Here is a 12,731-nt window from a genome sequence, read left to right on the forward strand (position 1 = left end):
AAAAGAGTGGAATTTCGTTTTGCCGAACATGCGAGGCTGATGGGCCGGTTCGATCGGACGGAAGCGGAAGCTCCGAGATGCGCCTGGGTGAACAGCGCGGTGTTTCTGGGCTTTAGCGGCGGGGAAATCCGCATGACGGCCGAGGGATCGGACGGCCTGGATTATGTGGAGATCGTGCTGGACGGGGTGGCCCGGAATTGGATCAATATCAAACAGGGAACGCACGAATACGTGATCGAACAGGGACTGTCCGGCGGCGAGCATACGCTGGAGATCCATAAGCGGACCGGCATATTGACCGGCGGCATCGTGTTTCGCGGGTTTGCTTTGCCGCAGGGCGGACGCTTTCTCGCGCCTCCGCCGGCCAAAGTGCTCCGACTGGAATATTTCGGCGATTCCATTACGGACGGGGCGGGGATCGGGCATCCGCACGAGGTGCGCGAAGCGCCCGAATTGGACGACGGCTATATGTCGTATGCGGGCATCAGCGCCAGAATGCTGAACGCGGAGTATCATACGCTGGCGATCTGCGGCATCGGCGTGCTGCAGGACGCGATGGGCGGACGCAACGGGCTGCCGGCGCACTTTGCCGGCACGCTCGGCGCCGGAACGACGCCCTGGGATTTTGCCGGGTACGTCCCCGACGGCATCGTCGTCAATCTGGGCCAGAACGATTACTCCACGCCGATCGACGACGGGGAGTATACGGACGCTTATATCGGATTTATCGACGATATTCTGCGGCGGTACGGCGACCCGTATATCTTCTGCTGCGTCGGGACGATGAGCAACAATTACCTGCCGGGCGTGGAGCAGGCGGTACGTCATTTCAACAGCGGCGGGAACGCCAAAGTGTTTGTCGTCGACCTGGGCTTGATTCATCCGGAAGTGGAAGGGTGGGGCGGCGGCTACCATCCCGGCTATCAGACGCATTACCGGATGGGCGCCGAGCTGGCCGCTTTTATCTCGGGGAAAACGGGTTGGCCGACGCTTAACCGGCCGCGGATTGCGACGGAGTGCGTATTTTGAAACAGCAGGGTTTAAAAAGATAGGGGCCGTCCGGCTGCGGGCGGACCGCAGGGCGTCCGGCAGACGGAACGGTGTTCTTCGTCCGCCGGTTTTTTGCCGTTTGCCAAAATCGGTTCGTGATCCGGCCTGCCCGGCTCAATCCCCTCTCGCCAAGCCGCGCGATTCCGGTTATAATGACGGGTGGCCCGATTGTTGTCGTTTTAACCATTCCTTTGATGGAGACAAGATAAGCGGCCAAAATCGCAAGCTAAATGGAGGATTTTATTCACGTTGACCACTTACCCGTTTACTTTCGATCCCAAGACTCCGTTTCTGGACCAGGCGTCCGATTGGATCGCGGACGTTTTTTACGATATTTTGCCGGATGCCGGCTTCGAGACGCGTGACGAGCAGATCTTTATGGCGTTTCAGCTGGAGCGTGCCTACCGGGAAAAGAAAACGATATTTGCCGAAGCCGGCGTCGGCACGGGCAAAACGCTGGTCTATCTGCTGTACGCCGCGCTGCACGCCCGCTATACGCGCAGGCCGGCCGTAATCGCCTGCGCGGACGAATCGCTGATCGAGCAGCTCGTCAAGCCGGAAGGCGATATCGCCAAGATCGCCCGGCACCTCGATCTGAATATCGATGTGCGGCTGGGCAAATCGCAGGATCAATATTTGTGCCTCAACAAACTGGAAGAAGTGCGCGGACCCGGCGAGAACGAACAGATTTTTCAGGATATCTACGAAGAACTGCCGCCGTTCGTGCATTTTCCCGATACGCTTCAAGCGTTCTATCCGTACGGCAGCCGCAAAGACTATCCCGAGCTGCGCGACGACCAGTGGAGCCGGGTAGGCTGGGACGTGTTCCAGGACTGCCTGATCTGCCCGCGCCGTCACCGCTGCGGCCAGACGCTGTCGCGCGACCATTACCGCAAAGCCGTCGACCTGATCGTCTGCTCGCACGACTTCTACATGGAGCATGTGTGGACGTTCGAAGCGCGCAAGCGCGAAGGCCAGCTTCCGCTGCTGCCCGAACACAGTTCGGTCGTATTCGACGAAGGCCATCTGCTGGAAACGGCGGCCCAGAGCGCGCTGACCTACAAGTTGAAGCATTCGGCTTTCGAGTCGATCGTCACACGGCTGCTCGAAGGCGAAGTCCGCGAGACGCTGGCGCTGTCGATCGAGGAATCGATCGAGCGCAGCGATGTGCTGTTCGAGCTGCTGGCGCGCTTCAGCACGCCGGTTCCGGCGTCCGAGCGCAGCGAACTTGAGCTGAGCGCCGAGCTGATGGCCGGCGTAAGCGCGTTCCGCTCGGCGATCGACGCCATCGAAGAAGAGATCGTGTTCGAGAGCGGCATGTTCAGCCTGGACGAATACCAGCTGCGCATCGTCGAAGAACATCTGGAGATGATGCAGACGGCGCTTGCGCTGTTTGGCAATCCGGGCGAACTGATCTGCTGGACGCAGGACGATTCGGGAGACTTGACGCTCGTGCTCATGCCGAAGAAAGTCAAAGAAATCCTGAACGAGCGCGTATTCTCCAAGAAAATGCCGATCGTCTTCTCTTCGGCCACGCTGTCGGCGGACGAATCGTTCGATTATATCGCGGACAGCCTCGGGGTAACCGATTATCTGTCGTTCTCCGTCGCTTCGCCGTACGATTACGAACAGCGGATGAAATCTTCGCTGCTGACGGAAACGGACGACGCCGCCAAAACGCGGTACGTGCTCGACGCGCTGAACCGCCGCGAAGGCGGCACGCTGCTGCTGTTTCCGTCGCGCGAAGAAATGGAGCGGTTCCGCGGGCTGGCCGAAGCCGGCCCGGCGTTCTCCGAACACCGTCTGCTGTACGAAGGCGACGCGGAGATCAGCCGGCTGATCTCGGAGTTCCAGAACGGCACATTCGTCAATCTGTGCGCGGTGACGCTGTGGGAAGGTCTCGACGTGCCCGGCGATTCGCTGAACCACGTCATCGTCTGGGAGCTGCCGTTTCCGCCGAACGATCCGGTATTCGCCGCCAAGCGGCGCGAATCGGCCGATCCGTTCCATGAAGTGGATATGCCGCATATGCTGCTGAGGCTTCGCCAGGGCATCGGCCGGCTGATCCGTACAAGTTCGGACAGCGGCCGCGTCAGCATTTTCGGACAGGCCCTGCGGCAAAACGAAGTGCGCGAGCGGATCGGCAGCCTGCTGCCCCGCGGCGCCGCAAAGGAGAATTGAGATGGAATTTACGGAATACACGGTGGAGAAGATTCGCGACGCCTTCGGCATCGTGCAGGGAGAGCGCTACGAGTTCATATTGGAGTTCGAAGTGGACGAGGAAGACGAACTGTACACGCCGCAGGGGCTGCTGCTGAGAGTGATCTATTCCGTGAACGGCGAGGAACGAAGAATCGTCAAGCACGAAATCATCGAACGCGGCACGCAGCGGATTCTCGACTTCGAGCTGGAAGACGACGAGCTGGAGGAGACGGAAGCTTTCTGCGCGGCGCACTATCGGGAGAGCGGAGAAGAGTAAACTTTTCGCGGCGCTGCAGGGATTCGAGCCGACTGCGCCCAATATAAAAAAACCGTCTTCCACTCCGCTGAGGAGGGAAGGCGGTTTTGCGTTTGCGGCTCAGGCCGGTTCGCCGGCCTGCTCCAGCTTGAGCGCCAGCAGACTGATATCGTCGTCGAACGCCCAATCCAGAAAAGCGGCGTCGAGCTTGCGGCCGAACAGGTCGGAGATCTTGAGATTTTCGTAAAAACGGTCCAGTTCCAGCTCGCGTTTGGATACCCGAAGTGCGCTGTTAAAACCTTTTTTGACGATCTGCTTCTCAAGACTGAACAGCAGCCCCCTGCGGATTACCATAACCGTATCGTCATCCAGCCAGAACGATTCGACAGCAGCCGGTTCTTTTTGCACTTCTTCGGTGATCCTGCTGATTTGAAGATGCAGCTCCGCTTTGCCCGGATAAATATCTTCTACGGGTTCGTACACATTGGGCGTGAAGAAAGCCGAGATCATCGCCTGGTTGTTTTCGCTTTTCCAATCGATAAACGTATAAGCGATCTTGCCCAGTTCTTTCTCCACTTTGCGGCGCAGAGGCGGGAAAATAAACTGGTCCAGCAAAATGTAAAGATGCGTATACAGCTCGTCGGGATCTTCGGGCAGACGGTCGTCTCCTTCCGCGATCAGCCCGTCAAGCACAAAAACGATGCAGCGTTTGTCGACCTTCAACTCTACCGACTGAGGGATTTTGCCGAACTGACTGCGGCATAAAGTCTCCGCATAGCGGAGAAGGTGCGGATACTGGCTCGATTGCGGCAAAGTAAGGCCTCCTTATAGATCGTCTGCGCGGAAACTGCCGGCGTGGCCCGGGACCTTACGCCCTTTCCGCCGAATGTTAAGAATTAACCGCGCTTGGATATCTGTTAATCGCGTATTCGACAAAAAAATGCACGGAACCGACTTTAAAATGAATTCTTTTTGTCCGATACAGTTAGTAAGAACCTGCGAAAGTGAATCATTTATTATCTGGAGGAAGAGGTAAAATTATGGTTAGCGATCTGTTTGTAAATTTTTGCCTGCTGTCCTCCTTTCTATTTTTCGGGGACATGTTCGGGTATATGATTCAGGACCGGTTTACGATCAGGCCCGCGCTGCTCAAAACGCTGTACGGAACCGCGCTGGGTTTGTTCGGCGTGCTTCAGATGATGTTTACGTTCGAACTGCCCAACGGCATGCTTCTGGACTTCCGCCAGCTCTCGATCATGGTCTCCGCGGCGCTCGGGGGCGTGTGGCCGGCGCTGCTGACTTCTTCGATTATTGCGGCGGGACGCCTGATTATCGCGGGAGAAGTGAACGTTTCGGCGCTGATCGGCGCATTTGCGGCCCTGCTGACGTTCGCTGCCGTAGCGCCCGCTTTTCTGCTGCGGATTTCGTTCGAAAAGCAGTGGGCGACCGCTGCCCTGACGTCCATGCTGCTGGCGATCGGGCTGATCTATTACCGGCTCGGTCCGGCGGGCATTCCGCTCATCCTGCTGCTGGCGGCCGTCCAGATCGTCGCCTGCCTCTTCACGTATCTGCTGATGCGCTATCTGCGTACCGCGCGCGAACTGCACACGGCGCTCAAACAGGATATCGAGCACGATTTCCTGACGGGTCTGTACAACTCGCGCGGCTTCGAATCCCGGTATCGCATGGCCGTCGCTTCGGGCAGTCCGTTCGCGCTGCTGCTGATGGATATCGATCATTTCAAAAAAGTGAACGATACATACGGACATCCGGCGGGCGACGCGGTCCTGATCCAGCTCGGCAAGATCCTGCGGGAAGGCGTGCGCAGGATCGGGTGCAGTTCGCGCAAAGGCGGGGAAGAATTCGCGATCATCCTGCGCCCGTGCGACGCGAAGAAAGCGTACGAGACGGCCGAGAAACTGCGCAGGCAGATCGAAGAAACCGACTTCGTGCTGCCCGAAGGCCGCGTGATCCGTATCACCGTCTCGCTCGGCATCGGCATGTACCCGCGTTTCTCGGAAAACGAACTGGTCGAAGAAACCGACCGCGCCCTCTACCGCGCCAAAGAAGCGGGGCGCAACCGCGGGGAGCTGGCGGGCTGAAAAAAAGAGCCTTTACGGCTCTCGGGCTGTCGAGAAAGCCGGGTAGGGTACCAAACGGAAAATAGCGGCACAGGTACATTTATTTTGGGCGAAATGCTTTGATTTCTTCAAATAGCGACGCAGGTGCAGCTATTCGGGAGCCAAAAGCCGAATCGAAGCGGAAAAGCACGAAATAAGTGTATGAGCGCAGTTATTTTCTCGAAAACGCAAAATTAAGCCGGAATAAGGGTATATACGTATCTATTTCAGATTCGCCTTGCCGATTGCTTTAGTTTTCCAGCCCTTTCCCCGACCTTTTATTCCAATCGAACCTATCTAGTTAGATTTGCATCCAATCGTTTCTCGACAATCCAGAGCCTTTACGGCTCTTTTTTTATTCGACTTAGTCCGTGTCCAAAAAGTGACGACGGATGAACCCCGGCGCCGAACATGCTAGGATGAAGAAACGGAGACACCCGGCGCAAACGCCGGAGACCGGGGAAGGATGATGCATCGGGATGCTTCAGCTCAAATCGATTTCGAAAAGGTACACGACCGGGGAATTCACCCAGACCGCTTTGGATAACGTGGACCTGTCCTTCCGGGAAAATGAATTTGTCGCGATACTGGGACCGAGCGGTTCGGGCAAAACGACCTGCCTCAACGTAATCGGGGGACTCGACCGGTACGACGAAGGCGACCTGATTATCAACGGGCGTTCGACGCGCGATTTCAAAGACGGCGACTGGGATGCGTACCGCAACAACAGCGTCGGTTTTATTTTTCAAAGCTACAATCTGATCTCGCACATGAGCATCGTCGGCAATGTGGAAATGGGCATGACGCTCAGCGGAATCGGCCCTGCGGCGCGGCGAAGCAAAGCCGAAGCCGTGCTGGAGCGGGTCGGGCTTAAAGAACACCTGCACAAAAAGCCGGGCCAGCTCTCGGGCGGACAAATGCAGCGCGTCGCGATCGCCCGCGCGCTGGCGAACGATCCCGATATTATCCTGGCCGACGAACCGACGGGAGCGCTGGACACGGCGACGAGCGAACAGATCCTGGAGCTGATCCGCGAGATCGCCAGCGACAAGCTGGTCGTGATGGTCACGCACAATCCCGATCTGGCGCAGCGCTACGCGGGCCGGATCGTGGAATTCCGCGACGGACAGATTGTCTCGGACAGCAACCCGCCGGAAACGGAAGCGGAGAATCCGAATTACCGGCTGAAAAAAACGGCGATGAGCTATCTGACCGCGCTCAAGCTGTCGGGCCGCAACGTATTGACCAAGAAGTGGAGAACGGCGCTGACCGCGTTCGCTTCCAGTATCGGCATTATCGGCATCGCGCTGATCCTTTCGCTCTCGAACGGATTCGACAAGCAGATCAGCACCTACGAATCGGGCGCGCTGTCGAACTTCCCGGTGACGATCAGCCGGACCGCGGCCAATGTCGATCTGTCGGCCGGACCGCCGTCGATGCGGGACGATTCGGCGGAAGGCCTACCTGAATTTCCGTCGCAGACGGAAGTGTATCCGCACGATCCGAGCATCAATATGGTGCTGCACAGCAACAAGATCACGGACGAATATTTGCAGTATTTGAACGGGATCGAGCCCGGTCTGCTGGACGGTGTGTCGTACACGCGGCAGGTGAATATGAACGTATTGAAAAAGCAGGGAAACGCGGCGACGGAAGTCGATCTCGGCGAAGCGAATTTTACCGCGTATCCGTCGAAGCCGACCGGAACGGAAGGCAGCTATCTGGAGCAGGTGTACGATGTGCTGGCCGGAAGTTATCCGGCTTCGCCGAACGATCTGGTACTGGTCGTGGACGAATATAACCGGGTCGATACCTCGGTGCTGGAAGCGCTCGGTTTCGATTACGAAGCGCCGGAGATTTCGTTCGACGATATCGTCGGGCGCGAATACAAACTGATCGGCAACGACGAGTTTTACAAACAGGCGGGCGGCGGATTGTTCGCGCTGAACGGAAGCGCGGCCGATCTGAGCAATTTGTACGATTCGGCCGGCGCCCGGACGCTGACCATTTCCGGCATCGTGCGGGAAAAAGCCGATTCGCCCATGTCCACGCTGGACCCGGGCATTGGCTACTCCGACGAGCTGGCCGAAGACTTTATCGACGGGGCGGAGGCGTCGGCGATCGTGCTCGCGCAGGAGAAAAACACCGCGGCCAACGTGCTCAGCGGACAGCCGTTCCGCGCCGGAGGGCTCGATCTGGGCGGCGCGGCGTTCGGCCCGGCCGCGATGATGCGCGGCGTATCCGGCGGCGCGTCCGATCCCGCCGACGCCACGACGCAGCAGCAGGCGCTGGCGGCGTTGGGCGCTTCGGCGGAACCGGCTTCGATCTCGCTGTATCCCAAAGACTTTAACGCCAAGGAAAAGATCGTTGCTTATCTCGACCGCTGGAACGAAGGGCGCGAAGACGAAGCGAAGATCGTGTACACCGACCTGGCGGCGACCGTAACCAGCCTGTCCAGCGGAATCATGAACGGCATCACGATCGTGCTGATCGCGTTCGCTTCCATTTCGCTGTTCGTATCGCTGATTATGATCGGCATCATTACGTATATCTCGGTGCTGGAGCGGACCAAAGAGATCGGCGTGCTGCGGGCGCTGGGCGCGCGCAAGAAAGACATTACCCGCGTGTTCAACGCGGAGACGTTTATCATCGGCGCGGCGTCGGGACTGCTCGGCATCGGGATCGCTTACCTGTTAACGATTCCGATTAACATGGTGCTCAAATCGCTGACGGATCTGTCCGGGGTCGCCGTGCTCAATCCGCTGCATGCGCTGCTGCTGGTTGTGCTCAGCGTGGGACTGACCATGCTCGGAGGCTTTATCCCCGCCAAATTCGCTTCGCGCAAAGACCCCGTGGCGGCGCTGCGCAGCGAGTAATAAGCGCGGCATCGGCATGCGCCGGACGCGCCTGCCGTTTACGGAGCGGGAGACGATTGTTTCGCTCTCTAACCGTTTGGTGAAAAAGCGGTAAAGCGAACCGCATACGTTGTCGGTTTCGCGTCGCTGTTTATACGGGGAGGGATTGCGATGAAGAAGCTGCTTCGAACGGTCGGCACGATCGTCACGGTGATTACCACGGCCAAACAGGTCATCAATCTCGTCCAGGGAATGCGCAGAAAGCGCTGATCGCCCGGGCCCGGAGATTGTATGGATCAGCCTGCGCGCCGCAGGCGCGGATAGACAACGAGAGATCCTTCGGGGTCTCTTTTTTACGGGATGGATTACCGGACACGGGGCCGCCGTTTGCCGCGATAAAAAAAGTTGACAGGTATCCGCAAAAGATTTATCTTTAATTAAAGAAGTTTAAATCAAAGTTTTTGGGTTTAAAGCAGATCTATTCATTATTGAATCGGGGAGGCGAGGAACGATGACGCAATCCAAAGAAGCGAATCTGCCGGACGGCGGACATCCTGCGGAGAACGAAGATCGTAACGTCGAGGCGGCGTCGCTCAATCTGTTCGTGATTCTGTCCAAAGCCTACAAGAACGTGATGGACCGCGCGGTCAAGGATATGAAGCGGCACGGCTTGTCGCCTTCGGAATTTACGATTCTCGAAGTGCTGTACAACAAAGGCCGTTTTCCGCTCCAGCAGATCGGCGAGAAGATTCTGATTACGAGCGGCAGCGTGACTTACAATATCGACAAGCTCGAGAAGCGCGAACTGCTGCGGCGCGTGCCGAGTCCCGACGATCGCAGAGTGATTTACGCCGAGATTACGGAAGCCGGCATCAAGCTGTTCGACGATATTTTTCCCCGGCATGCGGCGGCGGTTAGCGAAATCATGAGCGGATTGAACGCCGAAGAAACGGAAGCCGCGGCGGAACTGCTCAAGAAGCTGGGCCGTGGAGCGGAGCGCGGTTAGCCGGGCTGCGCTTCTCTACGATAGAGTTAGCTGAGAATCGGACACACGAATTTTTTGCGGATATTATACTTTGGATTAAAGATTTTTAAATGCGAATTAAACAGCTTATATCAAAAAGGAGTGTTTCATGATGACTTTGCAAACGGCGGGCATCCACCATATCACGGCTTTCGCGGGCGATCCGCAGGCCAATGTCGATTTTTACGCGGGCGTGCTCGGACTTCGTCTGGTGAAGAAAACGATCAACTTCGACGCGCCGGATGTGTATCATCTGTACTTTGGCAGCGAACAGGGCGATCCGGGCACCATCATCACCTTCTTCCCGTTCCCCGGAGCGCGCAGAGGCCGGATCGGCGGCGGACAGGTCGGTTTTACGACTTATGTCATTCCTGTGGGCGCGATGGATTTCTGGATCGAACGGCTGAAAGGTTTCGGGATGTCGTTTACGCGCTCGGAACGTTTCGGCGAACGGTATATTCAATTCAAAGACAACGAAGGGCTTCAGCTCGAACTGGTGGAACGCGAGCAGGGACCGGCCGCGACCTGGTCGTTCGGCGGCGTGCCTGCGGACAAAGCGGTTAAAGGCTTCGGCGGCGCGGTGCTGTACAGCGTGAATCCGGAGAGAACCGCTTATGCGCTGGAGCATGTGCTCGGCATGGAGCGGATCGGGGAATTCAACGGTTTTGTCCGCTTCCGCGCGTCGGGCGAACTGGGCAACCTGATCGATCTGCCGATGGCGGCGGCTCCGTGGGGAGCGGGCGGCGCGGGTACGGTGCACCATATCGCCTGGCGCGCCGCGGACTTTGAGCAGCACGAACTGTGGCGGACGCAGGTAAGCGGCAGCGGTTTTCAGCCGACGCCGGTGGTGGACCGTCAGTACTTCAACGCGGTCTATTTCCGGGAAGAAGGCGGCATCCTGTTCGAGATTGCGACCGATCCGCCGGGATTCGCCGTCGACGAAGCGGCGGAAACGCTGGGCGGGAAGCTGATGCTTCCGGCCTGGTTCGAAGAGCGCCGCGCCGAGCTGGAAAACAATTTGCTGCCGATTACCGTGCGGGAGGTGGGCGGCAGAACCGGGGACGGCGTTTGAACACGGTCGTATATTAGGAAAGGGGAGAACGAAATGAGGCATATTTTTAAAAAAGGAAGCGAAGAAAGCCTGCCGGTGCTGGTGCTGTTTCACGGAACGGGCGGGACGGAGCACGATCTGATTCCGCTGGCCGAAACGATCGCGCCGGGCGCGTCGATCCTGTCGCTGCGCGGCAATGTTTCGGAGAACGGCATGTCCCGCTTTTTCCGGCGGCTGGCGGAAGGCGTGTTCGACGAGGAAGACCTGGTCTTCCGTACGAACGAGATCTGGGATTTTCTGACGCGGGCGGCTTCGGAATACGATTTCGATCCGGCCAATCTGGTGGCGCTGGGGTATTCCAACGGCGCGAATATCGCCGCCAGCTTGATCTTCCACGACGGCGGAGTGTTCCGCGGCGCGCTGCTGCACCATCCGATGGTGCCGATCCGCGGCCTTGAACTGCCGGACCTGAGCGCGGTGAACGTGTTTGTCGGCGCGGGTCGCAACGACGGCATGGTGCCGTCTTCCAATACGGAAGAGCTGATCGGGCTGCTCGAAAGCGCGGGCGCTTCGGTCGCGGCCAGCTGGGAACACGCAGGCCATCAGCTGACGCGCAGCGAAGCGGACGCGGCGGGCCGCTGGTTTGCGGAACATTTCGGCGGCGCGGACGGCGAAAGCGAGCAGGAAAGCGGACAATAAAAGATAAGCGCAGCAAACGACAAAGAACCCGCCGCATTCCCGGACGGGTTCTTTGTACGGTGTCCGCTGCGCGCCTCTTGGCAGGGAGCAAAACGGGCGGCGGTTCTTGCCGCAGCACGCTTCGGCGGGTACACTAAGACTATTGAAGAAAAAGCCGCTCGACCGGCGCGGCGGCACACCGATTTGCGATGACGGAAAGCGAAAGGGGCGACCCGAAATGGAGAAAGCTGCTTATACGCTGAGCAAGCAGCAGGCCGGACGTTTTTTGTTCGATTATCACGGCTTGTCGCACGCATTCGATTCGGCAGGCAAAGACGGTATTCTGGCTTACGTACGCCGCGTCGGCTGCATCCAGTTCGATCCGCTGAACGTGGTGGGCACCAATCCCGAGCTGGTGCTGCAATCGAGGATCGCGGATTTCCGGCGCGGCATGCTGTGGGAACTGCTGTACGAAGATCGCCGACTGGTCGATTACTGGGATAAGAATATGTCGATCTTCGCGATAGAAGACTGGCCGTTCTTCGAACGCCACCGTCAGCGTCACCAAGCGTGGTGCCTGGCCAATCCGGCCGCCGCCGAAGCCGTGCTGGACGAGATCGGCCGGCGCGGACCGCTGTGCTCGGCCGATCTGGAATACGACGAGAAAGTCGATTGGGCCTGGGGACCGACGCGGCTGGCCCGCGCCGCGCTGGAAGGTTCGTATTTTGCCGGCCGGCTGGTCGTGCATCACAAGAAAGGCGGGCGCAAATACTACGAGCTGGCGCAGCGGATTGTCCCCGCCGAACTGTACGGCCGGCCCGATCCGTTCGAAACGGATGCCGCTTACTGGGAATGGGGACTGATGCGCCGGATCGGCAGCGTGGGCCTGCTGTGGAACCGGCCGGGCGACGCGCTGCTGATGACGGGGCTGAAAAGCGCGCCGCGCTTGAACGCTTTCGCCGCGCTGCTGGATCGCGGCGAGATCGCCCCGGTCGCGGTGGAAGGCATCGAACATCCGCTGTATATCCGCTCCCGCGACATCGGACTGCTGGAAGCCTCGCTGATTGCGCAGCGGAAAGCGGACGGAGCGGAAGCGCAGGCGGCGGGCGAAGCCGAAGACCGCATGCGCGCCTGCATTCTGGCACCGCTCGACAATCTGCTGTGGGACCGCCGGCTGATTCTGGAGCTGTTCGGTTTCGATTACCGGTGGGAAGTGTACAAACCGGCCGCCGAGCGAAAGTACGGCTACTACGTGCTGCCGGTTATCGCAGGCGGACGCTTCGTCGCCCGGTTCGAACCGGAGAAACAGCGGGGTACGGCGCCGCTTGCGATCAAGCAGTGGTGGTGGGAGGGCGGAGAAGGCGCCGATTCAGCGGTGCGGGCAAGCGTGGAACGCGCGCTGCGCCGCTTCGCGGACTCGCTCGGCACGACTTTTGAAGGAGCGCTGCCGGTATAGCGAGATGATCGGCCGCCGGGTGGAAGTTGGGCACGGAAC

General features: G+C 58.8%; 10 protein-coding genes. 9 read left to right on the top strand and 1 reads right to left on the bottom strand.

Going from position 1 to position 12,731, the window contains the following annotated elements:
* Positions 1-6 precede the first annotated feature (6 nt).
* The 3 genes from QWJ34_RS18690 (at position 7) to QWJ34_RS18700 (ending at position 3,529) form a co-directional block, all read left to right on the top strand.
* Positions 7-1,029: an SGNH/GDSL hydrolase family protein gene (locus QWJ34_RS18690; protein WP_302730179.1), complete on the top strand. Its 1,023-nt coding sequence runs from the start codon at positions 7-9 to the stop codon at positions 1,027-1,029.
* Positions 1,030-1,299: 270 nt separating this feature from the next.
* Positions 1,300-3,231, top strand: a complete 1,932-nt coding sequence (locus tag QWJ34_RS18695; RefSeq protein ID WP_302730180.1) for an ATP-dependent DNA helicase — start codon at positions 1,300-1,302, stop codon at positions 3,229-3,231.
* Between the two features lies 1 nt (position 3,232).
* Positions 3,233-3,529, top strand: a complete 297-nt coding sequence (locus tag QWJ34_RS18700) for a DUF6509 family protein (RefSeq protein WP_302730181.1) — start codon at positions 3,233-3,235, stop codon at positions 3,527-3,529.
* A 99-nt stretch (positions 3,530-3,628) separates the two neighbouring features.
* Here the strand turns inward: QWJ34_RS18700 and QWJ34_RS18705 are convergent, their stop codons facing one another.
* Positions 3,629-4,321: a hypothetical protein gene (locus tag QWJ34_RS18705; protein WP_302730182.1), complete on the bottom strand. Its 693-nt coding sequence runs from the start codon at positions 4,319-4,321 to the stop codon at positions 3,629-3,631.
* A gap of 227 nt (positions 4,322-4,548) precedes the next feature.
* Here QWJ34_RS18705 and QWJ34_RS18710 point away from each other — a divergent pair, with 227 nt between their 5' ends.
* From QWJ34_RS18710 to QWJ34_RS18735, 6 genes are all read left to right on the top strand, one after another.
* Entirely contained in the window at positions 4,549-5,610 is a 1,062-nt protein-coding gene (locus tag QWJ34_RS18710) for a GGDEF domain-containing protein (RefSeq protein WP_302730184.1), read from the top strand.
* Positions 5,611-6,107: 497 nt separating this feature from the next.
* Positions 6,108-8,504, top strand: a complete 2,397-nt coding sequence (locus QWJ34_RS18715; RefSeq protein WP_302730185.1) for an ABC transporter ATP-binding protein/permease — start codon at positions 6,108-6,110, stop codon at positions 8,502-8,504.
* 490 nt (positions 8,505-8,994) lie between these two features.
* Positions 8,995-9,489 carry a MarR family winged helix-turn-helix transcriptional regulator gene (locus QWJ34_RS18720; RefSeq protein ID WP_302730187.1) on the top strand — a complete coding sequence of 165 codons (495 nt, stop codon included), beginning with the start codon at positions 8,995-8,997 and terminating at the stop codon, positions 9,487-9,489.
* Positions 9,490-9,619: 130 nt separating this feature from the next.
* Positions 9,620-10,579, top strand: coding sequence for a VOC family protein (locus tag QWJ34_RS18725; protein ID WP_302730258.1), 960 nt, complete (start codon positions 9,620-9,622; stop codon positions 10,577-10,579).
* Between the two features lie 33 nt (positions 10,580-10,612).
* Positions 10,613-11,257 carry an alpha/beta hydrolase gene (locus QWJ34_RS18730; RefSeq protein WP_302730189.1) on the top strand — a complete coding sequence of 215 codons (645 nt, stop codon included), beginning with the start codon at positions 10,613-10,615 and terminating at the stop codon, positions 11,255-11,257.
* Positions 11,258-11,474: 217 nt separating this feature from the next.
* On the top strand, positions 11,475-12,692 hold the full coding sequence (locus QWJ34_RS18735; protein ID WP_302730191.1) for a winged helix-turn-helix domain-containing protein: 1,218 nt from the start codon (positions 11,475-11,477) through the stop codon (positions 12,690-12,692).
* The last annotated feature ends 39 nt before the right edge of the window (positions 12,693-12,731 follow it).

The sequence above is a fragment of the Saccharibacillus sp. CPCC 101409 genome, from assembly GCF_030518235.1.
Taxonomy (GTDB): domain Bacteria; phylum Bacillota; class Bacilli; order Paenibacillales; family Paenibacillaceae; genus Saccharibacillus.

What these genes read in the sequence shown, in the direction of transcription:
- QWJ34_RS18710 (WP_302730184.1), top strand. Translation starts at nt 4,549, where the DNA reads ATGGTTAGCGATCTGTTTGTAAATTTTTGCCTGCTGTCCTCCTTTCTA.
- QWJ34_RS18720 (WP_302730187.1), top strand. Translation starts at nt 8,995, where the DNA reads ATGACGCAATCCAAAGAAGCGAATCTGCCGGACGGCGGACATCCTGCG.
- QWJ34_RS18730 (WP_302730189.1), top strand. Translation starts at nt 10,613, where the DNA reads ATGAGGCATATTTTTAAAAAAGGAAGCGAAGAAAGCCTGCCGGTGCTG.
- QWJ34_RS18725 (WP_302730258.1), top strand. Translation starts at nt 9,620, where the DNA reads ATGACTTTGCAAACGGCGGGCATCCACCATATCACGGCTTTCGCGGGC.
- QWJ34_RS18735 (WP_302730191.1), top strand. Translation starts at nt 11,475, where the DNA reads ATGGAGAAAGCTGCTTATACGCTGAGCAAGCAGCAGGCCGGACGTTTT.
- QWJ34_RS18700 (WP_302730181.1), top strand. Translation starts at nt 3,233, where the DNA reads ATGGAATTTACGGAATACACGGTGGAGAAGATTCGCGACGCCTTCGGC.
- QWJ34_RS18715 (WP_302730185.1), top strand. Translation starts at nt 6,108, where the DNA reads ATGCTTCAGCTCAAATCGATTTCGAAAAGGTACACGACCGGGGAATTC.